At 68.2% G+C, this 25319-nt stretch carries 24 protein-coding genes; 6 read left to right on the plus strand and 18 right to left on the minus strand.

Annotation, left to right across the window (positions count from 1 at the left end; translation table 11 throughout):
* Positions 1–6: 6 nt before the first annotated feature.
* The gene (locus AC1RLW_RS29500) at positions 7–459 is read right to left on the minus strand and encodes a hypothetical protein (RefSeq protein WP_159278448.1); all 453 of its coding nucleotides are present in this window, start codon (positions 457–459) and stop codon (positions 7–9) included.
* Positions 460–556: 97 nt separating this feature from the next.
* Here AC1RLW_RS29500 and AC1RLW_RS29505 point away from each other — a divergent pair, with 97 nt between their 5' ends.
* Entirely contained in the window at positions 557–1492 is a 936-nt protein-coding gene (locus tag AC1RLW_RS29505) for a LysR substrate-binding domain-containing protein (protein ID WP_447741337.1), read from the plus strand.
* Here AC1RLW_RS29505 and AC1RLW_RS29510 read toward each other — a convergent pair.
* Both AC1RLW_RS29510 and AC1RLW_RS29515 read right to left on the minus strand, forming a co-directional pair.
* On the minus strand, positions 1473–3695 hold the full coding sequence (locus tag AC1RLW_RS29510; RefSeq protein WP_493196039.1) for a copper-transporting P-type ATPase: 2223 nt from the start codon (positions 3693–3695) through the stop codon (positions 1473–1475). The genes AC1RLW_RS29505 and AC1RLW_RS29510 overlap by 20 nt on opposite strands.
* A 155-nt stretch (positions 3696–3850) precedes the next feature.
* Positions 3851–4342: a cupredoxin domain-containing protein gene (locus tag AC1RLW_RS29515; RefSeq protein ID WP_095743735.1), complete on the minus strand. Its 492-nt coding sequence runs from the start codon at positions 4340–4342 to the stop codon at positions 3851–3853.
* Positions 4343–4717: 375 nt separating this feature from the next.
* Here AC1RLW_RS29515 and AC1RLW_RS29520 point away from each other — a divergent pair, with 375 nt between their 5' ends.
* Positions 4718–5008, plus strand: a complete 291-nt coding sequence (locus AC1RLW_RS29520; protein WP_056572926.1) for a co-chaperone GroES — start codon at positions 4718–4720, stop codon at positions 5006–5008.
* Between the two features lie 56 nt (positions 5009–5064).
* A complete protein-coding gene (gene groL / locus AC1RLW_RS29525; RefSeq protein WP_493196040.1) occupies positions 5065–6720 on the plus strand; it encodes a chaperonin GroEL in 1656 nt (551 codons plus the stop codon).
* Positions 6721–6884: 164 nt separating this feature from the next.
* Here the strand turns inward: groL and xylB are convergent, their stop codons facing one another.
* The 11 genes from xylB to AC1RLW_RS29580 form a co-directional block, all read right to left on the minus strand.
* Positions 6885–8351 (minus strand): xylulokinase, encoded by a 1467-nt coding sequence (gene xylB / locus AC1RLW_RS29530; protein WP_493196042.1) that lies wholly within the window; start codon positions 8349–8351, stop codon positions 6885–6887.
* A gap of 52 nt (positions 8352–8403) precedes the next feature.
* Positions 8404–9345 carry an AraC family transcriptional regulator gene (locus AC1RLW_RS29535; RefSeq protein ID WP_062471853.1) on the minus strand — a complete coding sequence of 314 codons (942 nt, stop codon included), beginning with the start codon at positions 9343–9345 and terminating at the stop codon, positions 8404–8406.
* 15 nt (positions 9346–9360) lie between these two features.
* On the minus strand, positions 9361–10329 hold the full coding sequence (locus AC1RLW_RS29540; RefSeq protein ID WP_493196043.1) for a carbohydrate kinase family protein: 969 nt from the start codon (positions 10327–10329) through the stop codon (positions 9361–9363).
* A 23-nt stretch (positions 10330–10352) separates the two neighbouring features.
* Complete coding sequence (locus AC1RLW_RS29545) at positions 10353–11024, minus strand: transaldolase family protein (protein WP_493196045.1); 672 nt, start codon at positions 11022–11024, stop codon at positions 10353–10355.
* Positions 11025–11049: 25 nt separating this feature from the next.
* Positions 11050–11838: an L-iditol 2-dehydrogenase gene (locus AC1RLW_RS29550; protein WP_493196046.1), complete on the minus strand. Its 789-nt coding sequence runs from the start codon at positions 11836–11838 to the stop codon at positions 11050–11052.
* Positions 11835–13214 carry a D-arabinitol 4-dehydrogenase gene (gene dalD / locus AC1RLW_RS29555; RefSeq protein ID WP_493196134.1) on the minus strand — a complete coding sequence of 460 codons (1380 nt, stop codon included), beginning with the start codon at positions 13212–13214 and terminating at the stop codon, positions 11835–11837. The genes AC1RLW_RS29550 and dalD overlap by 4 nt, the downstream gene beginning before the upstream one ends.
* 91 nt (positions 13215–13305) lie before the next feature.
* On the minus strand, positions 13306–14343 hold the full coding sequence (locus AC1RLW_RS29560) for an ABC transporter ATP-binding protein (protein WP_493196047.1): 1038 nt from the start codon (positions 14341–14343) through the stop codon (positions 13306–13308).
* 17 nt (positions 14344–14360) lie between these two features.
* Positions 14361–15185 carry a carbohydrate ABC transporter permease gene (locus AC1RLW_RS29565; RefSeq protein WP_013539656.1) on the minus strand — a complete coding sequence of 275 codons (825 nt, stop codon included), beginning with the start codon at positions 15183–15185 and terminating at the stop codon, positions 14361–14363.
* Positions 15186–15195: 10 nt separating this feature from the next.
* The gene (locus AC1RLW_RS29570) at positions 15196–16053 is read right to left on the minus strand and encodes a carbohydrate ABC transporter permease (RefSeq protein ID WP_070059984.1); all 858 of its coding nucleotides are present in this window, start codon (positions 16051–16053) and stop codon (positions 15196–15198) included.
* Positions 16054–16111: 58 nt separating this feature from the next.
* Positions 16112–17422, minus strand: coding sequence for an ABC transporter substrate-binding protein (locus tag AC1RLW_RS29575; RefSeq protein ID WP_062472668.1), 1311 nt, complete (start codon positions 17420–17422; stop codon positions 16112–16114).
* Positions 17423–17568: 146 nt separating this feature from the next.
* Entirely contained in the window at positions 17569–18540 is a 972-nt protein-coding gene (locus tag AC1RLW_RS29580; RefSeq protein WP_493196048.1) for a LysR family transcriptional regulator, read from the minus strand.
* A gap of 93 nt (positions 18541–18633) precedes the next feature.
* On the opposite strand from AC1RLW_RS29580, the gene AC1RLW_RS29585 reads away from it, so the two are divergent.
* Entirely contained in the window at positions 18634–19614 is a 981-nt protein-coding gene (locus tag AC1RLW_RS29585) for a Bug family tripartite tricarboxylate transporter substrate binding protein (protein WP_492743940.1), read from the plus strand.
* A 41-nt stretch (positions 19615–19655) separates the two neighbouring features.
* Positions 19656–20717: a 4-hydroxythreonine-4-phosphate dehydrogenase PdxA gene (locus tag AC1RLW_RS29590; RefSeq protein WP_493196049.1), complete on the plus strand. Its 1062-nt coding sequence runs from the start codon at positions 19656–19658 to the stop codon at positions 20715–20717.
* A 56-nt stretch (positions 20718–20773) separates the two neighbouring features.
* On the opposite strand, the gene AC1RLW_RS29595 is transcribed toward AC1RLW_RS29590, so the two are convergent.
* The 3 genes from AC1RLW_RS29595 to tal form a co-directional block, all read right to left on the minus strand.
* A complete protein-coding gene (locus AC1RLW_RS29595; RefSeq protein WP_062472662.1) occupies positions 20774–21106 on the minus strand; it encodes a DUF805 domain-containing protein in 333 nt (110 codons plus the stop codon).
* A gap of 173 nt (positions 21107–21279) precedes the next feature.
* Entirely contained in the window at positions 21280–22833 is a 1554-nt protein-coding gene (gene pgi / locus AC1RLW_RS29600) for a glucose-6-phosphate isomerase (protein WP_493196050.1), read from the minus strand.
* A 2-nt stretch (positions 22834–22835) separates the two neighbouring features.
* On the minus strand, positions 22836–23792 hold the full coding sequence (gene tal, locus AC1RLW_RS29605) for a transaldolase (RefSeq protein WP_493196051.1): 957 nt from the start codon (positions 23790–23792) through the stop codon (positions 22836–22838).
* Between the two features lie 242 nt (positions 23793–24034).
* On the opposite strand from tal, the gene AC1RLW_RS29610 reads away from it, so the two are divergent.
* Entirely contained in the window at positions 24035–24706 is a 672-nt protein-coding gene (locus AC1RLW_RS29610; protein ID WP_493196052.1) for a lipocalin family protein, read from the plus strand.
* Here the strand turns inward: AC1RLW_RS29610 and AC1RLW_RS29615 are convergent.
* Positions 24652–25314, minus strand: a complete 663-nt coding sequence (locus AC1RLW_RS29615) for an HAD family hydrolase (RefSeq protein ID WP_070059991.1) — start codon at positions 25312–25314, stop codon at positions 24652–24654. The two genes, AC1RLW_RS29610 and AC1RLW_RS29615, sit on opposite strands and share 55 nt — an antisense overlap.
* Positions 25315–25319: the final 5 nt, after the last annotated feature.

The following is a 25319-nucleotide window of genomic DNA, read 5'->3' on the forward strand; positions in this document are numbered from 1 at the left end:
TGGAAGTCAGTTCGCGGGGGCCGATTCGATGAGCTGCAGCGCATGCTTCATCTGCTCGACGGCCATGGTTTCGAGATCGGTGTAGACCTTCATCTCCACGCCCAGGCGGGTGAAGGTTTCGCGGGCGGTGGCGATCCGGGCCGGGTCCTGCGTCTTCGGGTTGGCCAGCGCCGCCTCCAGGCGCTTGTACTCGCTGGTGAGCAGGGCCGGCTGTTCGCCGAGGGCACGCAGACCGGCGTTGGTCATCGAACGGATGCGCAGCAGCATCTTCACGTCCGACTGCTCCATCTCGCCCTGCGCCCGCTCCAGAGCAAGCTTCGCGGCCACCGCCTGCGGGCTGTCGGGCTTGCGGGTGGCCGCGAGGGTCTGGAACCTGGCGACGTCGCTGGAAAAGTCGTGCGCCCACACGGGCGCCGCACACGCCAGGACCGTCACTGCAAGCGCTGTTCGAAGGTTCATCTCGCGTCTTTCGGGAAGTGGCTGAAGACGCCAACTCTAGGACGCTGGAGATAATCCGGATCGCGCCCGAAATTCTTTCTCCATAAGCGGTTGTTATATGTTGCTCCGAGAGATCGAGGTGTTCCGTTCCGTGATGTCCGTGGGCTCCGCGAGCAAGGCGGCGGCGCTGCTGGGCGTGACGCAGCCGGCCATCAGCCAGTCGCTGCGCAGGCTCGAGGAAGCCGCGGGCTTTCCCCTGTTCCGCCGGCTGCGCGGCCGCCTGCACCCCACGCCCGAAGCGCAAGCGCTGCTGACCGAGGTCGAGCGCGTCTTCGTGGGCTTGAGCAGCATCGAGCACCGCATGCGCAGCCTCAAGCGCTTCGGCGTCAACACGTTGCGCATGGCGGTGTACCCGGCCTTCGGCCTGAGCTTCGTGCCGCGGGTGCTGTCGCGGCTGGTGGCCGAGCGCGGCGACGCCGACGCCCGTCCGCAGATTTCGCTGCAGGTGCTCAGTTCGCGGGAGGTGCACGAGGCCGTGCTGGGGCGCCAGGTCGACTTCGGGCTGATGGCCGACGAGATGCCGACGACCGGCCTGGAGCACTCCGAATTCGCGCGCTTTCCGGGCGTGGTGGTGATGCACGCCAAGCACCGGCTGGCCCGCGCCAGGACCATCCAGCCGCATCAACTCGCCGAAGAGCCCTTCCTCGCGCTCAACCCGGAAGATGCGTCCCGGCGCCGCCTGGAGCGGGCCCTGGCGGACTGCAACGTCGCCTTGAGCGTGCTGGTCGAAACCCCGTACGCGGCCAGCGTGTGTGAGATGGCCCTGAGCGGCATGGGCATCGGCGTCGTCAACCCGGTCACCGCGCTGGAGTACGCGCAGCGCGGCCTGGCCGTGCGCCCGCTGTCGCTGGAGGTGTCCTTCGCTGGCATGCTGGTGCTGCCGCCGGGACAGCCGCTGTCCGGCCTGGCGGTGCGCGTGCTCCAGCTCATGCGCATCCAGCTGGCCGAAGACCAGAAGGCCCTGGCGGGCCTTCTCAAGCCTCGCGCCAGGTAGCGCCGCGCAGGCGCAAGGCATTGGTGATCACCGATGCCGAGCTCAGGCTCATCGCCAGCGCCGCGATCATCGGCGACAGCAGCCAGCCGGTGAACGGGAACAGCACGCCCGCGGCCAGCGGCACGCCCAGCGCGTTGTAGAGGAAGGCGAAGCCGAGGTTCTGCTTCATGTTGGCGATGGTCTGCTCGGAGATGACGCGCGCCTGCGCGATGCCGCGCAGGTCGCCCTTGACCAGCGTCACCTGGGCGCTGTTCATCGCGACATCGGTGCCGGTGCCCATGGCCACGCCGACGTCGGCCTTGGCGAGCGCGGGCGCGTCGTTGATGCCGTCGCCGGCCATCGCGACGATGCGGCCCTCGCGCTGCAGCCTGTCGACCAGCGCGAGCTTGTCGGCGGGCTTGACTTCGCCGTGCACCTCGTCGATGCCCAGCTTCGCGGCGACGGCCCGGGCCGTGGTCAGCCCGTCGCCGGTGGCCATGATGACGCGCAGGCCCGAGGCCTTGAGCGCGGCCAGCGCCTCCAGCGTGGTGGGCTTGATCGGGTCCGACACCGCGAGCAGGCCGGCCGCCTGGCCGTCCACCGCCAGGAACATGACACTCGCGCCCTCGGCCCGCAGGGCCTCGGCCTGCGGCTTGAGCGCGTCGACCCGCACGCGCAGCTGCTCCATGAGCGCCGTGTTGCCCAGCGCCAGCTTCCGGCCCGCCACGGCGCCGCTCACGCCGATGCCGCTGGCGGATTCGAAACCCTCGGGCGTGTCCAGCGCCAGCTGGCGCTCGCGCGCCGCCCGCACGATGGCGTCGGCCAGCGGGTGTTCGCTGCCCTGGTCCAGGCTGGCCGCCAGACGCAGCACCTCGTCCGCGGTGAAGCCCGGCGCAGGCACCGCGCGCTCGAACTGCGGCCGGCCTTCCGTCAGGGTGCCGGTCTTGTCGACGATGAGCGCATCGACCTTGCGGAAGTTCTCGATCGCGGCGGCATCGCGGAACAGCACGCCCTGCGTGGCCGCCTTGCCGGTGGCCACCATGATCGACATCGGCGTCGCGAGGCCGAGCGCACAGGGGCAGGCAATGATGAGCACCGCCACGGCATTGATGAGGCCGTAGACCCAGCTGGGCTGCGGCCCGAAGAACCCCCAGGCGAAGAAGGTCAGCACCGCGATGGCGATCACCGTCATCACGAAGTAGCCGGCGACCTGGTCGGCCATCCGCTGCATCGGCGCGCGCGAGCGCTGGGCCTGCGCGACCATCTGCACGATGCTCGCGAGCACGGTCTGCGAGCCGACCTTTTCCGACTGCATGACCAGCGCGCCATTGGTGTTGAGCGTCGCGCCGATGAGCTTGTCGCCCACGCGCTTGGTCACGGGCAGCGGCTCGCCGGTGAGCATCGATTCGTCGACCGCACTGCCGCCTTCGATCACCACGCCGTCCACCGGCACCTTCTCTCCGGGGCGCACGCGCAGCCGGTCGCCCACGTGCACGTGGGCGATGGGCACGTCTTCCTCGGTGCCGTCGGCGCCGATCCGGCGCGCCGTCTTGGGCGCGAGCCCCAGCAGCGACTTGATCGCCGCGGAGGTTTGCGAGCGCGCCTTGAGTTCGAGGATCTGGCCCAGCAAGGTGAGCGAAATGATCACCGCCGCCGCCTCGAAGTAGACCGACACGCGCCCCATCGACACGAACGACGCGGGGAACACGCCCGGCGCCACCGTGGCCACGACGCTGTAGACAAAGGCGGCGGCCGTGCCCAGACCGATCAGGGTCCACATGTTCGGGCTGCGGTTCGCCACCGACTGCACCGCGCGCACAAAGAACGGCCAGCCGGCCCACAGCACGATCGGCACGCTGAGCACGAGCTCGATCCAGCTTTGCGTGCCCATCTCGAACCACTGCAGGCGGTGGCCGGCCATGGCGAGCACGGTGACGACAACGCTGAGCGGCAGCGTCCAGAAGAAGCGCCGCTTGAAGTCTTTCAGCTCGGGGTCTTCGCCCTCGTCGAGGGTCGGCATCTCGGGCTCCAGCGTCATGCCGCACTTGGGGCAGTTGCCCGGGTGGTCCTGCCGGATCTCCGGGTGCATGGGGCAGGTGTAGACCGTGCCCTCCGCAGCGGGCTGCGCAGGGCCCGCGGGCGCATGCCCGTGCGATGCGTGGTGATCGTGGTGGCCGTGATGACCGTGGGGGTGTCCTGCGTGCCTGGTGGACGTGTCGTTCATTCGCGTTCTCCGACAGGAAAGGGGGAAGCCCTTGAGGGGGAAGCGATCAGTGTCCAGGTTGACACGATGTGAAGGTCAAGCCCTGTCGCGCGATTCCCTGGAAGAAAAAGCGCCGGCATGGCGGCCGGCACGTGAAAGACGCGTGCGCAGGACGCTCACTTGCCGGCCTTGCCCACCAGCACCGCGCCCTTCATTCCTGCGTCGTAGTGGCCCGGCTGCAGGCAGCCGAAGTCGACCTTGCCGGCCTGGGTGAACTGCCAGACGATCTCGCCGGTCTTGCCAGCGGCCAGCGTGACCATGTTCGGATCGGCGTGCTCCATCTCGGGGTTCTTCTTCATGGCCTCGTAGTGCGCCAGCAGCGCCTTCTCGGTCCCGAGCACGAGCTCATGCTTCAGGACGCCGGAGTTCTTGACGACGAAGCGCACCGTCTCGCCCTGCTTGACCTTGATGTCCGCCGGCGTGAAGCGCATCGAGTCCGTCATGTCGACCTGGACCGTGCGCGTCACCTTGGCGGCCACGCCAGGCTTGCCGACGGCGGCCTCGGCATCGTGGCCGTGGCCACCGGCATGGGTGCCCGAGGCAAAGGCGCCGGCAGCGGCCAGTGCGGCTCCTGCGGCGAAAACGGTGTTGCGGAAGGTGTGTGTCATGGTGTCCTTGGAGGTTGCCGGGATGCCGCGACTCTAGGAAGCCAAGCCCGTCCACCACCGATCACCCGGATTACAAAAAAGCAATCTGCGCGCGACCTCCGTGCATCGGCGACATGGGCACGGCCTTATTTTGCCCGGGCAAAATATCTCAAAACTTCCCGGCCGAAGGCACCCGGCCACCCGGTGTTTCCCCGGAAAAGCACGGCGGTGCCAAACGGCGGCAAGGGCGCCGCCCTTGAAAGGTCATCGAATGCCCTTATGATTAGCACTCGCTGCTGACGAGTGCTAACAGCCCTCCCATCCAGTTGACAGGTCGCCGGTTTCTCCGGCGCCCGACCACAAACAAACCCGTTTCTTACCCTTCCAGGAGATGCAATGAAACTTCGTCCTTTGGCCGATCGCGTGATCGTCAAGCGTGTTGACAGCGAAACCAAGACCGCCTCTGGCATCGTCATCCCCGACGCAGCCGCCGAAAAGCCCGATCAGGGTGAAGTCCTGGCCGTGGGCCCGGGCAAGCGCAACGACAAGGGCGAACTGGCCGCACTGACCGTCAAGGTCGGCGACCGCGTCCTGTTCGGCAAGTACAGCGGCCAGACCGTCAAGGTCGATGGCGACGAACTGCTCGTGATGAAGGAAGACGACCTGTTCGCAGTCGTCGAGAAGTAATTCTTCTCCTCCCTTTCGATCCCATCCAAATTCAATCCATTCGGAGTTAATTCATCATGGCAGCAAAAGACGTAGTCTTCGGCGGAGAAGCCCGCGCACGCATGGTCGAGGGTGTCAACATCCTGGCCAACGCAGTCAAAGTGACCCTGGGCCCCAAGGGCCGCAACGTGGTGCTCGAGCGTTCGTTCGGCGCCCCCACCGTGACCAAGGACGGTGTGTCCGTGGCCAAGGAAATCGAACTCAAGGACAAGCTGCAGAACATGGGCGCCCAGCTCGTGAAGGAAGTGGCCTCCAAGACCAGCGACAACGCTGGTGACGGCACCACGACCGCCACGGTCCTGGCACAAGCCATCGTTCGCGAAGGTTTCAAGCTGGTGGCTGCCGGCATGAACCCGATGGACCTGAAGCGCGGCATCGACAAGGCTGTCACGGCCCTGGTCGCCGAGCTGAAGAAGGCTTCCAAGCCCACCACCACCTCCAAGGAAATCGCGCAAGTCGGCTCCATCTCGGCCAACAGCGACGAAACCATCGGCAAGCTCATCGCTGACGCGATGGACAAGGTCGGCAAGGAAGGCGTGATCACCGTGGAAGACGGCAAGTCGCTGGACAGCGAACTCGACGTCGTCGAAGGCATGCAGTTCGACCGCGGCTACCTGTCGCCCTACTTCATCAACAACCCCGAGAAGCAATCGGCGCTGCTCGACAACCCCTTCGTGCTGCTGTTCGACAAGAAGATCAGCAACATCCGTGACCTGCTGCCGGTGCTGGAGCAAGTCGCCAAGGCTGGCCGTCCGCTGCTGATCATTGCCGAAGAAGTCGAAGGCGAAGCCCTGGCTACCTTGGTCGTGAACACGATCCGCGGCATCCTGAAGGTCGTGGCTGTGAAGGCTCCTGGCTTCGGCGACCGCCGCAAGGCCATGCTGGAAGACATCGCCATCCTGACGGGCGGCAAGGTCATCGCTGAAGAAGTGGGCCTGACGCTCGAAAAGGTGACGCTGGCCGACCTGGGTCAAGCCAAGCGCATCGAAGTGGGCAAGGAAAACACGATCATCATCGACGGCGCTGGCGCTGCTGCTGACATCGAAGCCCGCGTGAAGCAAGTTCGCGTTCAGATCGAAGAAGCGACCAGCGACTACGACCGTGAAAAGCTGCAAGAGCGCGTGGCCAAGCTGGCCGGCGGCGTGGCAGTGATCAAGGTTGGCGCGGCCACCGAAGTCGAAATGAAGGAAAAGAAGGCTCGCGTCGAAGACGCCCTGCACGCCACCCGCGCTGCAGTGGAAGAAGGCGTTGTGGCTGGCGGCGGCGTGGCACTGCTGCGTGCCAAGCAAGCCGTGGGCGAGTCGGTCAAGGGCGACAACGCTGACCAGGAAGCCGGCATCAAGCTGGTGCTGAAGGCCATCGAAGCGCCCCTGCGCGAAATCGTGAACAACGCCGGCGGCGAAGCCTCGGTGGTGGTGAACGCTGTGCTGGCCGGCAAGGGCAACTACGGCTTCAACGCTGCGAACGACACGTACGGCGACATGCTCGAGCTGGGCATCCTGGACCCGACGAAGGTCACCCGCACCGCACTGCAGAACGCCGCTTCGGTGTCCTCGCTGCTGCTGACGACCGAAGCCATGGTTGCTGACGCACCCAAGGACGAGTCCGGCGCCGGCGGCGGTGGCATGCCCGACATGGGTGGCATGGGCGGCATGGGCGGCATGGGCATGTAATTTCGCTCGCCCCCAGGCTGCGCGGCACTTCGTGTCCGCTACGCCAACCCCCTACCGGGGGCAACACCTGCGGCCCGGCAAAGCCGGTTCCGCGGTGTTTCGCGAAATAGAAAAAAGCCCCGCTTCGGCGGGGCTTTTTTCATGGGGCGATCAGATGCGCTCGCTTATCGAAACTGGTCGCGCAGCGCCATGTAGAGCACCTGGAACCGCGCATGCCGCGTCCTGTGCCCATCGGCCCCTTCGGTTGAAGGCTCCAGCGTCTGCTTCACCGGCGGCAGCGTGCACACCTCTGCCACAGCACCTCCATCAGCCAGCCACGCCAACCGCGCCGCACCGAGCGCCCCGCCCGTCTCGCTGCCCGCGTACAGCGTCAGCGGCACCTGGAAGATGTCGGCCAGCAACTGCCCCCACCACACACTGCGCGCACCGCCCCCCACCAGCGCGACTTCACGCAGCGGCATGTCGGCCGGCAGGCGCAGCGTGTCGAAGCCATCGCGCAGCCCGAAGCTCACGCCCTCGACCACGGCGTAGGCAATCTCCGCGGGGCCATGCGCATGCGTGAGGCCGAACAGCACCCCTTGCGCATTCGGGTTGTTGTGCGGCGAGCGCTCGCCCGACAGGTACGGCAGGAACAGCGGGCAGCGCGCCCGGTCCGCCAGCGCGACCGAGGCCGCGGCTTCGAGCAGCGCCGCCTCGTCCGCGAACTTGAAGGTCTTCGCAGCCCAGCTCACCGCGCTCGCGGCCGAGAGCATCACCGACATCTGGTGCCAGCGCCTGGGCAAGGCATGGCAGAAGGCGTGCATCGCCTGCGCGGGGTTCGGCAGGAAGCGGTCGGTCGAGACGAAGACCACGCCCGAGGTGCCGAGCGAGACGAAGCCCTGCCCCGGCTCGACGAGCCCCATGCCGACCGCGCTGGCGGCGTTGTCGCCCGCGCCGCCGGCGATCTTCACGCCCTCGCGCAATCCCCAGCGCGCCGCCAGTTCCGGCTTGAGCAACGCGGAGACTTCACTGCCTTCCACCAGCCGCGGCATGTGATCGCGCGTGAGCCCCGTGGCGGCGAGCAGTTCGTCGGACCAGTCGCGCGCGCCCACGTCGAGCCACAGCGTGCCGGCCGCGTCGGACATCTCGCTGACCGCCTCGCCGCTGAGCATGAAGCGCAACCAGTCCTTCGGCAGCAGCACGCGCGCCACGCGGGCGAAGACCTCGGGCTCGTGCTCGCGCACCCACAGCAGCTTGGGCGCGGTGAAGCCGGGCATCGCGAGGTTGCCGGCGATCTCGCCCAGGCGCGGCACGGCGCGCGTGAGCGCCTCGCACTGCGCACCGCTGCGGCCGTCGTTCCAGAGGATGGCCGGGCGCAGCACCTCGCCTTCCGCATCGAGCAGCGTGGCGCCGTGCATCTGGCCCGACAGGCCGATGGCGCGTACCTGCACCAGCGCCTTCGCATGCGTGGTGCGCAGCTCGGCCATGACCGCCTCGAGCGCCTGCCACCATTGGGCAGGCGCCTGCTCGGACCACAGCGGCTGCGGCCGGTCGACCGTGAGCGGTGCGCGTGCCACGCCGACGATGCGGTGATCGTCCGCGAGCAGCAATGCCTTGAGCTCGGACGTGCCGAGGTCGAGTCCCAGATACAAGATGGTCTCCCTGATGGCGCCTTCGGAGCGGGCGCGTTCGCCTTGAAAGAAGTCAGCCGAAGCGCGTGTCGGCCTGGCGCCTGAACTCGCTCGGCGTCATGCCCTTGATTTCGAGAAAGCGCCGGTTGAAGTTCGCCACGTTGTTGAAGCCCACCTGGTAGCAGATGTCGGTCACGTAGTGGTCGGTCTGCATCAGCAGGTGGCAGGCGCTGTTGATGCGCACGCGGTTCACGAAGTCGGTGAAGCTGTTGCCCGTCGAGCGTCGGAAGAAGCGGCTGAAGCGGCTCTCGCTCATGCCCAGCTCGGCGGCCACGTCCGACATCGAGATCGAGTCGGTCATGTTGTTGGTGATGCGGTTCACGATGTCGTTGATCTGGTCGACCTGCGCATCGCCGTCGCTGCCCTGCACGCCCTGCATCTGCACGCTCGACAGCAGCCGGTAGTCGGTGCACTGGGCCAGGTCGGCCATGAACTCGCAGAACAGGCCCAGGCGGCGCACGCCGCGCGCGGCCTTGATGGCGTCCCAGTGCGCGAGTGCCTGCGCCGACATGCCGAAAAACTCGATGCCGTGGCGCGCGCGATCGAGCAGCGGCATCACGTCGCGCAGCTCGGGAATCTCGGCGGCCGCGCGCTCGATGGGCTCATGGCGGAACTGGATCACGCGGTCGCGCCCGGCGGCGCCTTCTTCGGGCACATCGAGCGAGATCCAGTTGTGCGGCAGGCGCGGCCCGCACAGCACGAGATGCCCGGGCTGGAACGGTCCGATCCAGTCGCCGATGAAGGCCTTGCCCGAGGTCTCGGTGATCAGGTGCAGCTCGTAGTCTTCATGGAAGTGCCATCGCACCAGCGGGCTCGGAAAGCCGTGCGCGAGGCAGCGCACCAGGCCGGTTTCTTCCGGTGCCTCGTAGCCCAGCGACGGGGAGCGCGCGAAGTCGCGCTCCAGCTCGGGTTGGCGTTGGCGCGGGATCGCGCGTTTGCGGGTGGTCGTGGTCATGGCGGCACGGATCGATCAGGGCCGGGAAGCGACGGCCTCGTTGTCTTCCTGCGAAAGCGCCGTGCGAACGGCTTCCAGCGTCGGTGGATCGGCGCCCTCGCGGGTGCAGTTCAGGGCCGCGGCGGTGGCGGCGAAGCGCATCACGGCACGCCAGGCGTCGTCGCCCAGTTCGGCCAGTTGCGCCGGATGCTCGACGCCATGCGCCAGCAGCGCCACGGACAGCCCGGCGGTGAAGGTGTCGCCCGCGCCGATGGTGTCGACCACCTCGACGCGCGGCGCGGCCACGGTGAGCGGCGCGCTGCCGGTGCGCCACAGCGTGGCGCCGGCACCGCCGCGCGTGACGACCACGGCGCGCGCGCCGGCCGTGAGGCATTCGGCCGCGAGCACATCCACGGGCCGCCCGGGGGCGAGCAGCGCGGCGTCTTCGTCGCTGAGCTTGACCAGGTCGGCCATGGCGAACCACTCGCTGACGCGGGCGCGGTAAGCGGCCATGTCCGGGATCAGACTGGGCCGCACGTTGGGATCGAACACGATCACGCAGCGCCCCGTGTGGGCGGCCACGAGGTCGGCGATGCGCGACGACGCCGGCTCCTGCAGCAGCGAGATCGAGCCGAAGTGCAGGAAGCGGCATTCCGCCGGCAGCTGCGGCAGCGGCTCGGGCGCCCAGGTGGCGTCGGCGCTGCCGCGTGTGTAGAAGGCGTAGCGGTTGGTCTGCGGCGTGCGTTCGACAAAAGCCAGCGTCGACGGCGCGCCGCTGCGCAAAATGAGCCGGGTGTCGACACCGTTGCGTTCGAGAAAGGCCATCAGCCGCTCGCCGAACAGGTCGGTGGACAGCTGCGTGAGAAAGCCGGTCGGCTGCCCGAGCCGCGCACAGGCCACGGCCGTGTTCAGCGGCGAGCCGCCTTCATGGCCGAGGAACGCCAGGGTGCCACCTTCGCCGGCGGTGAAATCGATCAGGGCCTCGCCCGTGAGTGCAATGCGCATGGTGCTTGGATTTTCTTCTTCTGTCAGGGCAAGACGCGGGCGTCGGCCAGGAAACCCGCTTCGGCAGCCAGGGTGGCGGGATGGTCGAGCAGCTCGGCAAAGAGGCGCGGCGGGATGGTGATGGCGCCCACGCCCAGCCCCAGCAGCGACAGGTAGGCCGCGCGCGAACGGATGCTCGCCACCAGCAGCCGCGTACCCGAAGAAGGCCGTTGCGCGACCAGCGACTGCATCTGCGCGATGAGCGCCAGCCCGTCGATGCCGGCGTCTTCGAGCCGACCGAGGTACGGCGCCGCATAGGCCGCGCCCAGCTGCGCGGCGAAGTGCGCCTGCTCGGGCGCGTACACGGCGGTCCACGTCACAGGCACGCCCTGGGCGATGAGCCGCGCGCCGGCGTCCAGGCCCTGGCGCGTGGCGGGAATCTTGATGACGAGCTGGCCGGGGTCGAACTGCGGCAGCAGGACGGCGGCGTCTTCCAGCATGCCGTCGACCTCGCTCGAATACACTTGGGCCTGCACCTGGCGCGCGCCCAGGTCGATGCAACGCTTCAGCAGATCGGGGACGTAAGCGCGCCCCACGCCGGCGCGTTGCAGCAGCGTCGGGTTGGTCGTCACGCCGTGCACCACCGGGTGCGGCAGGCAGGCCTGCAGCTCGGCCAGGTCGGCGCTGTCGAGGTACAGGTGGAAGTCGTCGTTCATGCAGAAATGCGGAAGGAAGGTGGGTTCAGCTCATGACATTGCCGCCGTCGACATTGAGGGTCTGCGCCGTGATGTAGCGCGCCTCGTCGCTGGCGAGAAACACCGCCGCCCCTGCAATGTCGCCCGGCACGCCCATGCGCCCGAGCGGCACCGCGAGGCCGACGCGCCGCTTCTTCTCTCCCGGCGCCAGCCCTTCGGCCTTGGCGAACAGGCTGTCGACATGGTCCCACATCGGCGTGTCGACCACACCGGGGGCGATGCCGTTGACGCGGATGCCGTGCGGCGCCATGGCCAGCGCGGCGCTCTGCGTGTAGCTGATGACGGCCGCCTTGGTCGCGCAGTAGTGCGACACCAGCGCCTCGCCGCGGCGCCCGGCCTGCGAAGCCATGTTGATGACCGACGCGCCCGGCGTGCCGGCCTCGACCATGTGGCGCAGCACGGCCTGCATCACGAAGAACATGCCCTTCACGTTGACGGCAAAGAGCTTGTCGAACGAGGCTTCGTCGCTGTCGAGCAGCGGCGCGAGGTCGAACACGGCGGCGTTGTTGAACAGCGTGTGGATGGGGCCGAAGGCGACCTGTGCCTCGGCCAGCATGTGCGCGATGGCCCGCGTGTCGGTCACGTCGGCCGCGATGTAGGCGAGCGTGTCGGGGTGGGCTTGCTGCAGCGCGCGCACGGCCTCGGGCGCGGCAGTCGCGCGGTCGATCACGCTGCAGCGCGCGCCCTCGGCGATGCAGGCCTCGGCGACGGCCAGGCCGATGCCGCCGCCGGCACCGGTCAGCAGCACATGGCGGTCCTGCAGGCGGCCGCTCATGGCGCGGCCTTCTCTTCGATGAAGCGCGCCACGCGCTCGCCGGCACGGCGCACCGCATCGACCAGCCGCGCATCGCCCGCGAGGCTGCCCCACAGTCCGGCATCGGCGCACAGTGCCGCCACGGGGTCGGCCGCGTCGCAGATGGCGTGCGCGGCGGCGTCGTCCATGCTCTGGTCCTGGTAGGCATAGGGCAGCGTGCCCCGGTGCCAGCGCTGCAGGAACGCGAGGAACAGCGCGGGCAGCATCGCCACGCTGTCGATGCCCTGCCCGGCCGCGAGCCGCTCGCGCACGGTCGGCGCGATGAAGCCCGGGATCTTCGAGAAGCCGTCGGCCGCCACGCGCTGGTTGGTGTCGCGGATCGCGGGGTTGCCGAAGCGGTCGAGCACCACGTCGCGGTAGGTCGCGAGATTGATCGGGCTCGGGCTCAGGCACGGGATGACGTCGTCGGTCACGTAGTCGAAGGCCATGCGGCGAATGGCCGCGTCGTGCGTGCCTTCGTGGATGAAGCCCAGCCCCGCCAGCGTGCCGGCCCAGGCGATGCAGCTGTGCGTGGCGTTGAGGATGCGAATCTTGGCCTCTTCATACGGTTGCACCGATTCGACGAGTTCGACGCCCACGCGCCCCCAGTCGGGCCGGCGGGCGATGAAGTCGTCTTCGATCACCCACTGGATGAAGCTCTCGCCCGTGACCGCCGCGCCGTCGTCGCGGCCCGTGGCGGCGCGCACGCGCGCGCGCAGCTCCGGCGGCGGGCGCGGCGTGATGCGGTCGACCATGGCGTTCGGGCAGCGGGTGTTGGCATCGACCCAGGCCTGCAGCGGCGCGTCGCCGACCAGCGCGATGAACTCGAGCAGGCCCGCGCGAAAGCGGTCGCCGTTGTGGCGCAGGTTGTCGCAGTTCAGCAGCGTCACGGGGCCCGCCTGCGCGGCGCGTCGTGCCCGCAGGATCGCGCAGACCGCGCCGTAGATCGTCTCGCCGGCCTCGCCGCGCCGCGCGCGTTCGATGTCGGCCGCGAGGTCGGCGAACGACAGGTCGAGCTTGCCCTTGGTGTCGAGGTAGTAGCCCGCCTCGGTCACCGTGAAGGAGACGATGCGCGTGGACGGCGCCGCGCCGCGCGCGATCACCGGGGCCAGCGAGGGCTCGTACGGCAGCACCTCGCGGATGGCTTCGATCTGCTCGTAACGGTACTCGCCCGCGGGCGACACCGTCTCGAGCGTGTAGCGCCCGCCCTGGGCCTGCAATGCCGCGACGACCTCGGCCATGTCGGGCCGGATGTTGGCGCCCGACAGCGACCAGCGGGTGTCGCCCGCATCGATCAGCCGCTGCAGGTAGACGGCCTGGTGGGCGCGATGGAACGAGCCGAGGCCGAGGTGAAGCACCGTGAATTCCGAAGGCGCCGGTGGGGTGGGCACGAGGCCCGCTGCTGCGAGGGTCACGGGGAAGGTCCGTTGAAAGTGAGGGGGCGTCGGATCAGGCGGCGACGGCGCGGCCTTCGCGGCTGAACAGGTGCAGCACGGACGGGTCGAGCTCGACCGCCACGTCGTCGCCGGCCTGCAGCGGCGTGCGTTCGTTCTGGCGCGCGATGAGCGGCACGCCGCCCACGTCCACGTGGATCAGCGTGTCGGCGCCCAGCGCCTCGATGAGCTCGACGCGGCCCGGCACGCCGGCGGCCGCGCCCTGCTTCGGATGCACGCGCAGGCCTTCGGGGCGCACGCCCAGGAAGCCGTCGCTCGGCAGGCGCCCGCCGGTCGCGGCGGAAAAGCTCGGGATCGCGCTCGCCGCCACCATGTTCATCGACGGCATGCCGATGAACTGCGCGACGAACTGGTTGGCGGGGCGGTCGTATAGCTCCAGCGGCGTGCCGACCTGCTCGATAAGCCCGTCCTTGAGCACCACCACGCGGTCGGCCAGCGTCATGGCCTCGACCTGGTCGTGCGTGACGTAGATGGTGGTCGCGCCGAGCGCGCGGTGCAGCTTGTGGATCTCGACGCGCGTGTTGCCGCGCAGCGCCGCATCGAGGTTGGACAGCGGCTCGTCGAACAGGAACACCTTGGGCGCGCGCACGATCGCGCGGCCGATGGCCACGCGCTGGCGCTGGCCGCCCGACAGATCCTTCGGCGTGCGGTCCAGGTACTGCGTGAGGTTCAGCGTCTTGGCCGCGTACTCGACCTTGGTCCTGATCTCGTCCTTGGCCACACCCGCGAGCTTCAGCGCGAAGGACATGTTGTCGTACACGCTCATGTGCGGGTACAGCGCGTAGCTCTGGAACACCATCGCCAGGTCGCGCTTGCCCGAGGGCGTCCAGGTGATGTCCTTGCCGTCGAGCAGCAGGTTGCCGCTGGTGATCGGTTCGAGCCCCGCGATCAGGCGCAGCAGCGTCGACTTGCCGCAGCCCGAAGGCCCGACGAAGACGATGAACTCGCCCTTCTGGATCTGCAGGTCGACGCCCTTGATGATGTGGACGTCGCCAAAGCTCTTCTTGATGTTCTTGAGTTCGAGGTAGGCCATGAGATGTCTCCCTTTCTTTACTTGACGGCGCCGAAGGTCAGGCCTTGCACCAGTTGCTTCTGGCTGAACCAGCCGAACACGACGATGGGCGCGATGGCCATCAGCGACGCGGCCGACAACTTGGCCCAGAACAGGCCCTCGGGGCTGGAGTACGAGGCGATGAGCGTGGCCAGCGTGCCGGCCTTGGCGGAGGTGAGGTTCAACGCCCAGAAGGCCTCGTTCCAGCTCAGCACCAGGCACAGGAGGCCGGTCGATGCGAGCCCGCCGACCGACAGCGGCATCACGACATGGCGGAACTCGGTCCACAGGCTCGCGCCGTCCATGCGCGCGGCTTCGAGGATCTCGTTCGGAATGTCCTTGTAGGCGCTGTAGAGCATCCACACCATGATCGGCAGGTTCGACAGCGTGAACACGATGGTGAGCGCGGTGAGCGAGTCCAGCATGCCCGCGGTCTGCGCGAGCACGTAGATCGGCACCAGCGCACCGACGGCCGGCATCATCTTGGTGGAGAGCATCCACATGAGGATGTCGCGCGTCTTCTTCGTGCGAAAGAACGCCATCGAGTACGCGGCGGGCGCCGCGATCAGCAGGCCCAGGATCGTCGAGCCCAGGCTGGTGATGAGCGAGTTGCGCGCGTACAGCAGGTAGTCGCTGCGGCGCTGCACTTCGCCGAAGTTGTCGAGCGTGGGCTCGAAGATGAACAGAGGCGGCACATGGATCGCCTGCAGCTCCGTCTTGAAGGCCGTGAGGAACAGCCAGCCGAGCGGGAAGAACAGAAGCAGCGCCACGGCCCACGCACCGACGGTGCGCAGCAGCTGGGGAAGGAAGTTGCTGGGTTGCATGGTCGTTCCTTCAATCCAGGTTCTTGCCGATGATGCGGATCAGGAACACCGCGACGATGTTCGCGAGCACCACTGCGAACAGCGCACCGGCCGACGCCACGCCCACGTCGAAGTTCATGAGCGACTGCTTGAAGATCATGTAGGTCATGTTCGTGCTCTCGTTGCCCGGGCCGCCATTGGTGGTGATGGCGATCTCGGCGAACACGCTGAGCAGGAAGATCATCTCGATCATGATCACCACGGCCATCGGGCGGCCCAGGTGCGGAATCGTGAGATAGAAGAAGCGCTGGAACGAGCTCGCGCCGTCCATGCGCGCGGCTTCCATCTGCTCGCGGTCGAGCGACTGCAGCGAGGTGATGAAGATCAGGCAGGCGAAAGGCAGCCACTGCCACGCCACCATGATGATCACGGAGAACAGCGGCACGTCGGTGAGCCAGTCGACCGGCTGCGCGCCGAAGAAGCGCCACACGTCGGCCAGGATGCCGTAGATGGGGTTCATCATCATGTGCTTCCACAGCAGTGCGTTGACTGCGGGCATGACGAAGAACGGCGAGATCAGCAGCACGCGCACGATGCCGCGGCCCGGGAAGGGTTCGTTCACCAGGAGCGCGAGCAGCACGCCGAACACCACCGTGATGACGATGACGCTGCCGATGAGCAGCAGCGTGTTCCACGTGGCCGGCCAGAAGTCGGGGTCGGTGACGAAGTAGTGAAAGTTCTCGATGCCCGCGAACGTGCGTTCGCCGGGCTGCATGAGGTTGTAGTTCACGAACGAGAAGTACAACGTCATCAGCAGCGGCACGATCATCCACAGGAAGAGCGTGAGCACGGCGGGCGCCATGAGGGCGCGGGGCAGGAGTCTTTTCATGGTCTGTTCCTCTCAGGCTGCGGCCCTCTCCCCGCGGGGAGAGGGGAAGAAGCGTGGCTTACTTGTAGTAGCCGGCCTTCTTCATTTCGCGCTCAGCCGCGAGCTGCGAGGTCTTCAGCGCCTGATCGACCGTGACCTTGCCCGACAGCGCCGCGCTCATCTGCTGGCCCACCGCCACGCCGATGGCCTGGAACTCGGGAATGGCCGCGTACTGCACGCCGACGTACGGCGACTTCGGCAAGGTGCTGTCGCTGAGGTTGGCGCTGTCGATGGCCTTCTTCTCGGCGGCGGCGAACTTGGCGACCTTCTGGAACTCGGGGTTCGCGTAGGTCGACTTGCGCGTGCCGGTGGGCACCGTGCCCCAGCCGTGTTCCTTGGCGACGAGGTTGACGTACTCCTTGGAGGTCGCCCACTTCACGAAGGTCTGCGCGGCGGCGCCCTTGGTCGAGCTGGCGGGAATGGCCAGGTTCCAGGTCCACAGCCAGTTCGCGCCCTTCGGCGTCACGGCGACAGGTGCTTGCGCGAAGGCCACCTTGTCGGCCACCTTCGACTGCTTGGGGTCGCTGATGAACGAGGCGGCGATGGTCGCGTCGACCCACATGCCGCACTTGCCTTCGTTGAACAGCGCCAGGTTCTCGTTGAAACTGTTGGCCGAGGCGCCCGGCGGGCCGTAGGCCTTCATCAGGTCGACGTAGAAGCCGATCGCGTCCTTCCAGGGCTTGGTGTCGATCTGCGGCTTCCACTGCATGTCGAACCACTGGCCGCCGTTCGTGTTGACCAGCGTGGTCAGGAAGGCCATGTTGTCGCCCCAGCCCGGCTTGCCGCGCAGGCACATGCCGTACAAGCCACCCTTGGGGTCGTGGATCTTGCCTGCCAGCTCCTTCACCTGTGCCCAGGTGGGCTGCTCGGGCATCTTGAAGCCGACCTTGTCGGCCAGGTCCTTGCGGTACATGAGCATCGAGCTCTCGCCGTAGAAGGGCGCGGCGTACAGCTTGCCTTCGTGCGACAGGCCGGCGCGGATGGCGGGCAGCAGGTCGTCGGCGTCGTAGGCGGCGTCGGTGGCGATGGGCTGCAGCCAGCCCTTCTTCGACCAGATCGGCGCTTCGTACAGGCCGATGGTCATCACGTCGAACTGGCCGCCCTTGGTGGCGATGTCGGTGGTCACGCGCTGGCGCAGCGTGCCTTCCTCGAGCGTGACCCACTTGAGCTTGATGTCGGGGTTGGCCTTTTCGAAGAAGGGCGTGAGCTTCTGCATCTCGATCATGTGGCCGTTGTTGACGGTCGCGATCACGAGTTCGGTGGCGGCGTGGGACACAAGGCCCGTGCCGATGAGTGCGAGGGCGAGGCCCGCTTTCAGAAAGCGCTTCATGGTGTCTCCTTGGGTGAGCGACGCCTCGGTATCGTGGTCGCCGTGCCCGGATTCTGGAGAAACGCGCTTGCGATTTTGGTATTTCGAGCAGCCCAACCAGTACTCTCTTGCACCAGTTGGCTAGTGAAATCCCTAGTTAACGCAATTCAGGATGGAAAAGCGTCCGACCGAAGTTCTCGCCCGTCACGCATGCCCCCCAGCAGCTGGCGCCGGAACTGCGCCGCCGCCGGCGACAGCGGGCGGTCTTCGCGGGTGATGAGGCAGATCGGTGGCACGCGCACCGGCAGCTCGACCGGCACGGTGCGCAGCACGCCCAGCCGGCCGTAATGGTTGGCCTGCGAGGCCGGCATGACGGCGGCCATGTCGGAGTTCTCCAGCAGCGCCGTGATCGCGATGGGCGATGCCGTTTCGATGATGTCCAGCCGCGCCTGGATGCCGGCCTCGCGCATCGCCGCCTCGAAGCGCCCGCGCTGCGGCGAGCCCGGCGGCTGCAGCACCCATGACCAGGTCGCCATCTCGGCGAGCGTGACCGTGGCCGCGCGCTCGAACACCGGGTGCGCGGCGCGCACCACGACCACCTGCGACTCGCCCAGCAGCGGCACGCTCGCGTACTTGGCCTCGTCGTGGCCGTCGGTGAGGCGGCCCAGCACGAGGTCGACGTCGCCCTGCTCCAGCTGCGCCTGCATCAGGTCGCTGGTCTCGACCACCACCGACACGGCCACCTGCGGATGGCGCAGGTGGTAGGCGACCAGCGCCGGCGCCAGCAGCTCGGGCACCGCACCCGGCACGCTGCCCACGCGCAGCGCACCGCTCAGGCCGGAACGCAGCGCGAGCATTTCCTCGCGGGCGGTGCCGAAGTCGCTGAGCACGCGGCGGGCGTAGCGGATCAGGATCTCGCCGTAGGGCGTGGGGGCCATGCCGCGCGCCAGGCGCTCGAAGAGCTGTTCGCCCAGCGACTCTTCCAGCTGCTGCAGCAGCTTGGTGGCCGCGGGCTGGCTGATGTTCATGGCCTCGGCCGCGCGGCCGAGGTGGCGGTGCGCGTCGAGCCGGGCCAGCAGGAGCAGCTGGCGCGGCCTCACATGCAGCATCAGCGAGGCGTCGGTGAGGCCGGGTTTCATGCACAAAAGTATATGGAGCTTCGGCCTTTTTCGATTGGATCGCGCGACAGAAGCTCCGTAGGCTCGGGCCTACAACAAGCAGGAGACGACGCGATGACCCTCTTTCCCCTGGCCCGCGGTGCCGGCCTGGCGGCACTCCTGGCGCTGGCCGCCTGCCTGAGCGCGGGTGCGCAGCCGGCCTACCCCGACAAGCCGCTGCGCATCCTGGTCGGCGCCTCGCCCGGCGGCGGCACCGACATCCTCGCGCGCGTGCTGGCCGACAAGTTCGCGCCCGTGCTCAAGCAGCCCGTGACGGTGGAGAACCGCCCCGGCGCATCGAACACCATCGCCGGCGAACTCACGGCCCGCGCGCCGGCCGACGGCGCCACGCTGCTGCTGGCCACCAACACGGCGCAGGCCGTGGCGCCGCACATCCTCAAGCTCAAGTACGACCCGCTGAAAGACCTGCAACCCATCGGCCTCGTGGCCGTGATGCCCAACGTGCTGGTGGTGTCGGCCAGCTCGCCCTACAAGTCGGTGAAGGACCTGCTGGCCGCGATGGCCGCGAAGCCCGGCGGCTTCAAGTACGCCTCGTCGGGCATCGGCAGCACGCAGCACGTCGGCGGCGAAGCCTTCAACCTGGCCACGGGCATGACCTCGATCCACGTGCCCTACAAGGGCAGCTCGCAAGCGCACATCGACATCATCTCGGGCGAGGTCGAGATGATGTTCGACAGCACCTCGTCGGCCATGGGCCAGATCCGCGCCGGCAAGTTCCGCGCGCTGGCCGTGAGCGCGCCGCAGCGCTCGCCCGAGCTGCCCGACGTGCCGACGCTCGCCGAGCAGGGCGTCAAGGGCGCCGACGTGTCGACCTGGTACGGCCTGTACGTGACGGCCGGCACGCCGCGCCCGGCGGTCGAGCGGCTGAGCGCCGAACTCACGCGCACGATGGGCCTGGCGGACGTGCAGTCGCGCATCAAGGCCCTGGGCGGCGAGCCCGGCACGCTGACCGGCGAACCCTTCGCGGCGATGAACCGGCAGGAGTTCGACCACTACGGCCGGCTCGTGCGCGACGCGCGCATCAAGGCCGAGTGAGGCCGTCTCTTCCTTCTCTTTTCCCACATCCACTGCCGACCATGTCTACCCCATCGACAACCCCACGCGTGACCTCCGCTAAGCCCCGCATCGCCGTGCTGCTCGGCGACCCCAGCGGCGTCGGCCCCGAGATGGCCGTGAAGCTGCTCGCGCGCCAGCGCAACCTCGAAGCCGCGCGCGTGCTGCTGATCGCCGACCCCGTCGTGCTGGCCGCGGGCGAGCGCGTGGCGGGCGCGAAGCTGGCCCCGCTGCAGGTGAACACCCTCGACAGCCTGCGCTTCGAGGACGGCCGGCTGAGCCTCCTCGTGCGCGACTGGATGGCGGGCGAGGAACCGGTGCTCGGCGAGTCGAACGGGCGCTCGGGCCGGGCGTCGTTCGAAGCACTGGAGCTGGCCACGCAGGCCGTGCGAAACGGCCAGGCCGACGCGATCCTCTTCGCGCCGCTCAACAAGCATTCGCTGCGCCTGGGCGGCCTCGTGCACGAGGACGAGCTGCGCTACATGCAGGAGCGCTTCGCGGTCACGGGCTTCGTCTGCGAGTTCAACCTCACCGGATCGCTGTGGACCTCGCGCGTGACCTCGCACATTCCGCTCAAGGACGTGGCGCGGCACATCACCGTGGAAGGCGTGCGCGACGCCGTGAAGATCATCGCGTCGGCACTGCGCCGCGCCGGCGTGGCACAACCGCGCATCGCCGTGACCGGGCTCAACCCGCACGCGGGCGACGGCGGCTCGATCGGCATGGAAGAGATCGAGATCATCGCGCCCGCCATCGAACAGCTGCGCGCCGAAGGCCACGACGCGCGCGGCCCGTTCTCGCCCGACACCGTGTTCATCGGCGCGCGGCGCGGCGACGTGGACGCGGTGGTGTCGATGTACCACGACCAGGGCCAGATCGCGATGAAGCTCATGGGCTTCGAACAGGGCGTGACCCTGCACGGCGGCCTGCCCGTGCCCGTGGCCACCTCGGCCAGCGGCAGCGCCTTCGACATCGCCGGCCAGGGCGTGGCGCAGATCGAAGGGCTGCAGCAGGCTTTCGACCTGTGCGTGCGGATGGCAAGCGGTGCGCCAGCGCCTGCATCCGTGGAGGCGGCGGTGGCCTAAGCCGCTTGCTAACGCCCAAAAGAAAAGGGCCGCGTGTGCGGCCCTTGGCAGAAAGATCAGGCGCTCGGCGGTTCGCCGTAAGCATTGCTCTCCGGCTGCGACGGCTGAACGAAGAAGTAGATCAGCACCAGATTGATCAGCGGGATGATCGACAGCAGCAAGAACCAGCCGCTCTTGCCGATGTCGTGCAGGCGGCGCACGCCCACCGCGAGGGCGGGCAGAAGCAGGGCCAGCGCTGCAATGAAGTACACGTACTCATGGATCAGGCCCGTCACGACGAGCACGCCGAACTGGGCCAGAAAAAACCACCAGAACTCGGAACGCGACGCACGACCCGTGAAATCGGTGTACTTGGCGATGCACGTCTTGACCGCTGTTTGAAAGTCCATTGACTCGCTCCTCTTGATGAATCCCAGGGAAATTTCCCCGGGGCCATCATATCGGCGCACTGTGCAACGACAAACTCGGCCAAACCGGCCACCACCCTGCAAACCAATGGCCTAAAGGCCTAGTGGATAGAGCCTTTGGCCAAGGCTTGCGAGGCTTGCAGTGACGTGCGCCGTCAGGTGCTCAGCCGCTGCAGCAGGCCGGCCGTGGAGGCATCGAGCCCCGAGACATCGCCCGAGGCCAGGCGCGGCTCGATGTCGCGCGCCAGCACCTTGCCGAGCTCCACGCCCCACTGGTCGAAGCTGTTGATGCCCCACAGCGCGCCGCTGGTGAACACGCGGTGCTCGTACATCGCGAGGAAGGCGCCCAGCGCTTCGGGCGTGAGCTTCTCGAACACGAAGAAGGTGCTCGGCCGGTTGCCCGGGAAGTTCTTGTGGCCGCCTTCGTCGAGCTTGCCGACCATCAGCGCCTGCGCCTGCGCGAGCGCGTTGGCCAGCAGCTTGGGGTGGTGGCCGTCGAGGTCGTGCGAGGCGTCGCGCACCGCCATGAACTCGAGCGGGATCACGTCGGTGCCCTGGTGCAGCATCTGGAAGTAGGCGTGCTGCCCGTTGGTGCCGGGCTCGCCCCAGAGCACGGGCGAGGTGCCGAAGGCCAGCGGCGCGCCGCTCGCATCGACCTGCTTGCCGTTGCTCTCCATCTCGAGCTGCTGCAGGTAGGCAGGCACGCGCTTCAGGGCGCTGTGGTACGGCGCGATGCTGCGGCTCGTGAAGCGGTGGAAGTTGCGGTACCAGACATCGAGCAGGCCCAGCCGCACAGGCAGGTTCTGCTCGAGCGGCGCGGTGCGGAAGTGCTCGTCCATCGCATGCGCGCCCGCCAGCAGCCGGCGAAAGCCGTCGGCACCGATGGCCAGCGCGATCGGCAGGCCGATGGCCGACCACAGCGAGTAGCGGCCGCCCACCCAGTCCCAGAAGCCGAAGGTGGTGTCGATGCCGAACTGCTTCGCGGCCTCGACGTTGGTGGTGAGCGCGGCGAAGTGGCCGGCGATGTCGGTGCCACCCGACTGTTCGTACCAGCGCTTGGCCGAGAGCGCGTTGGTCATCGTCTCGGCCGTGGTGAAGGTCTTGGAGGCGACCAGGAACAGCGTGTGCTCGGGCGCCAGGCCCTTGAGCACGCCCGCCAGCTCGTGGCCGTCGACGTTCGAGACGAAGTGAAAGCGCTTGCCCGGCGCCACGAACTCCGCGAGCGCCAGCACGGCCATCTGCGGGCCGAGGTCGGAGCCGCCGATGCCGATGTTGACCACGTCGGTGATCGTGTGGTCGCTGCGCACCTTCTCGGCGTAGGCCAGCATGGCGTCGAGCGTGGCATGCACCTCGCGCAACTCGTGGGCCGTCTGGCGGCCGGCGGCCGCATCGGCCGGCGCGCGCAGCAGCGTGTGCAGCACGGCGCGGTCTTCGGTGTTGTTGATGTGCGCGCCCGCGAACATGGCGTCGCGGTGGGCTTCGAGGCCGCATTCGCGCGCCAGCGTGAACAGCAGCGCCTCGGTGCGCGCGTCGATCAGGTTCTTCGACAGGTCGGCGAAGACGTGCGGCGCCTCCTGGCTGAAGCGCGCGAAGCGCCCGGCGTCCTCCACGAAGGCATGGCGAAGATCGAACTGGCGACCGGCCGTGTCGAAGCTGGACTGCAGTTGCGCCCAGGCCGGCGCGCGGTCACAGCGCAGGGTCATGGTCATGTTTACTTGCCGCTTTCCTGCATGAGCTTTTCGAGCTTCACGGCGTCGGCCGCGAAGGCGCGGATGCCCTCGGCGAGCTTCTCGGTGGCCATGGCGTCTTCGTTGAGCGCGAAGCGGAAGCCGGCTTCGTCGTAGTGCACCTTCTCGGCCGTGCCACTCGCGGCAGCCTTGGCGTCGAGCGCGTGCGTGAGCGGCGCGTTGCTCGCGGCCAGCTCGGCCAGCAGCTCGGGGCTGATGGTCAGCAGGTCGCAACCGGCGAGCGCCTGGATCTGCCCCACGTTGCGGAAGCTCGCGCCCATGACCTCGGTCTTGATGCCCTGCTGCTTGTAGTAGTTGAAGATTTCGCGCACCGACTTCACGCCCGGGTCGTTGGCGCCCGCGCTGGCGGCTTCGTCCCACTTCGCACCGGCCGACTTCTTGTACCAGTCGTAGATGCGGCCCACGAAGGGCGAGATGAGCTGCACGCCGGCCGCGCCGCAGGCCACGGCCTGCGCGAACGAGAACAGCAGCGTGAGGTTGGTACGGATGCCCTTCTGCTCGAGCAGGCGCGCAGCTTCGATGCCTTCCCAGGTGGAGGCGACCTTGATCAGCAGACGCTTCTCGGTGTCGATGCCCTCGGCCTTGTACAGCGCCACGATGCGCTCGCCGCGGGCCACGGTGGCGGCGGTGTCGAACGAGAGGCGCGCGTCGACTTCGGTGGACACGCGGCCCGGAATGATGGAGAGGATTTCGGTGCCGAAGCGCACCAGCAGGCGGTCGATGACCTCGTCGAGCGGCTTGCCGGCATGGGCCTTCACGGTTTCATCGAGCAGCGGCCGGTACTCAGCCTTCTGCACGGCCTTGAGGATCAGCGACGGGTTGGTGGTCGCGTCCTGCGGCTTGGAAATGCTGAGCTGCTTGAAGTCACCGGTGTCGGCAACCACGGTGGTCCACTGGCGGAGTGCATCGAGTTGGTTCATGAAATCAATTATCCGGGGAGGGGTGTGACAAGTCCTGCACGCAGTTGCGCGGCGGTCGATGTTTTCATGCGAACCGTAGCACGGGTTTTCGCGAAGCTCCATCGGCCTGCAGCGCGAAGGGTTGTCGGCCGCCCTGCCCTACAGGGGCTGTGGTCCCCGGCTGACGGCAGCCGGCCGCGGCCGGGGGCACCCTCAACGGGACGCGGCATCCACGCCGAGAACGACTTTCCCCAGGAGCCCTCATGACCCCTCGCCCCCCACGCCCCGCGACCGCCGCCGGTCGCGCCTTCGACGACCGCCGCACCAGCCACGCGATCGGCACCATGGCCACCGCCTTCGTCGTGGGCGGCGTGGCCACCTGGTACGCGCTGGGCGCCGCACGCACGGCCCGTGCCCGGCCCGCCGGCCCGGCCGATGGCGCCCCGCTGATGCGCGCGCCGCTGCAGGTGGTGGCGCCGGTCGACCTGCACCGCTACGCCGGTGTCTGGCACGAGCAGGCGCGGCTGCCCAACCGGTTCCAGAAACAATGCGCCGGCCCGGTGAGCGCCGAGTACACGCCGCAGCCCGACGGCACCGTGCAGGTGCGCAACCGCTGCGTGCGCGACGATGGCAACTTCGACGAGGCCTTCGGCAGCGCGCGCGTGGTGCCCGTGGCCGGCCAGCCCGGCGCGGGACGGCTGCAGGTGCGCTTCGCCCCCGCCTGGATGGGCTGGCTGCCGCTGGTGTGGGGCGACTACTGGATCCTGAAGCTCGACCGCGACTACCAGGTGGCGCTGGTCGGTACGCCCGACCGTGAGTACCTTTGGGTGCTGTCGCGCGCGCCGCGCCTGGAGGACGACGCGCTGCAGGCCGAGCTGGACTACGCCCGCAGCCTGGGGTTCGACACCGACAAGGTGGTGCTCACCGGCAGGTAGCGCTGCAGTTGCGCCGGCAGCTTGTCGGGCGCGGTGCAGTGGATGGCGTGCCAGCCGAAGGCGCGGGCCATCTCGACGTTGGCGGCCGAGTCGTCGATGAACACCGTCTGCTCGGGGTCGAGGCCGTGGCGCATGGCCAGCAGCTCGTAAATCTCGCGCTCGGGCTTGAGGAACTTCACGTCGCCCGAGAACACACCGCCGTCGAAGCGCCGCATGAAGGCGTGCCGGCGCTCGAGGGCGCGGGCGAACGGCACGGGCATGTTCGACAGGTAGTACAGCCGCAGCGGCTCGCCGGCGTCGCGCTGCACGAGCAGCTCTTCGAGCATCGCGACCGTGACGTCGATCGGCGCCAGCCGCTCCCCGAGCCCGTCGAGCATGGCGTGCAGCGACTCGGCGGGCAGCGCCAGCCGTGCCGACATGCGGGCGATGGCATCGTCCAGCGTGCGGGTGCCGCAGTCGAAGCCGGTCCAGTCGTCGTGATGGAAAAGGGCCCGGCCCAGGGCCGCGGCGGCGGCGTCAGTGGGGGCGTGAGAGGGGAGATGGGCCTGGACCAGCCGTGCCGGCTCCCAGGCGAACAGCACGGCGCCAAGATCGAAAACCACGTTCATGGCGC

Source organism: Variovorax sp. GW822-FHT04A09 (genome assembly GCF_058801005.1).

Bases quoted from the DNA above. Each gene is read 5' to 3' on its own strand.
- AC1RLW_RS29580 (WP_493196048.1), bottom strand. From the start codon at position 18,540: ATGAAACCCGGCCTCACCGACGCCTCGCTGATGCTGCATGTGAGGCCG.
- AC1RLW_RS29505 (WP_447741337.1), top strand. From the start codon at position 557: ATGTTGCTCCGAGAGATCGAGGTGTTCCGTTCCGTGATGTCCGTGGGC.
- AC1RLW_RS29565 (WP_013539656.1), bottom strand. From the start codon at position 15,185: ATGCAACCCAGCAACTTCCTTCCCCAGCTGCTGCGCACCGTCGGTGCG.
- AC1RLW_RS29570 (WP_070059984.1), bottom strand. From the start codon at position 16,053: ATGAAAAGACTCCTGCCCCGCGCCCTCATGGCGCCCGCCGTGCTCACG.
- AC1RLW_RS29560 (WP_493196047.1), bottom strand. From the start codon at position 14,343: ATGGCCTACCTCGAACTCAAGAACATCAAGAAGAGCTTTGGCGACGTC.
- groL (WP_493196040.1), top strand. From the start codon at position 5,065: ATGGCAGCAAAAGACGTAGTCTTCGGCGGAGAAGCCCGCGCACGCATG.
- AC1RLW_RS29615 (WP_070059991.1), bottom strand. From the start codon at position 25,314: ATGAACGTGGTTTTCGATCTTGGCGCCGTGCTGTTCGCCTGGGAGCCG.
- AC1RLW_RS29500 (WP_159278448.1), bottom strand. From the start codon at position 459: ATGAACCTTCGAACAGCGCTTGCAGTGACGGTCCTGGCGTGTGCGGCG.
- AC1RLW_RS29545 (WP_493196045.1), bottom strand. From the start codon at position 11,024: ATGAACGACGACTTCCACCTGTACCTCGACAGCGCCGACCTGGCCGAG.
- AC1RLW_RS29550 (WP_493196046.1), bottom strand. From the start codon at position 11,838: ATGAGCGGCCGCCTGCAGGACCGCCATGTGCTGCTGACCGGTGCCGGC.
- AC1RLW_RS29610 (WP_493196052.1), top strand. From the start codon at position 24,035: ATGACCCCTCGCCCCCCACGCCCCGCGACCGCCGCCGGTCGCGCCTTC.
- AC1RLW_RS29595 (WP_062472662.1), bottom strand. From the start codon at position 21,106: ATGGACTTTCAAACAGCGGTCAAGACGTGCATCGCCAAGTACACCGAT.
- AC1RLW_RS29535 (WP_062471853.1), bottom strand. From the start codon at position 9,345: ATGACCACGACCACCCGCAAACGCGCGATCCCGCGCCAACGCCAACCC.
- tal (WP_493196051.1), bottom strand. From the start codon at position 23,792: ATGAACCAACTCGATGCACTCCGCCAGTGGACCACCGTGGTTGCCGAC.
- AC1RLW_RS29515 (WP_095743735.1), bottom strand. From the start codon at position 4,342: ATGACACACACCTTCCGCAACACCGTTTTCGCCGCAGGAGCCGCACTG.
- AC1RLW_RS29590 (WP_493196049.1), top strand. From the start codon at position 19,656: ATGTCTACCCCATCGACAACCCCACGCGTGACCTCCGCTAAGCCCCGC.
- AC1RLW_RS29585 (WP_492743940.1), top strand. From the start codon at position 18,634: ATGACCCTCTTTCCCCTGGCCCGCGGTGCCGGCCTGGCGGCACTCCTG.
- AC1RLW_RS29520 (WP_056572926.1), top strand. From the start codon at position 4,718: ATGAAACTTCGTCCTTTGGCCGATCGCGTGATCGTCAAGCGTGTTGAC.
- pgi (WP_493196050.1), bottom strand. From the start codon at position 22,833: ATGACCATGACCCTGCGCTGTGACCGCGCGCCGGCCTGGGCGCAACTG.
- AC1RLW_RS29510 (WP_493196039.1), bottom strand. From the start codon at position 3,695: ATGAACGACACGTCCACCAGGCACGCAGGACACCCCCACGGTCATCAC.
- AC1RLW_RS29540 (WP_493196043.1), bottom strand. From the start codon at position 10,329: ATGCGCATTGCACTCACGGGCGAGGCCCTGATCGATTTCACCGCCGGC.
- AC1RLW_RS29575 (WP_062472668.1), bottom strand. From the start codon at position 17,422: ATGAAGCGCTTTCTGAAAGCGGGCCTCGCCCTCGCACTCATCGGCACG.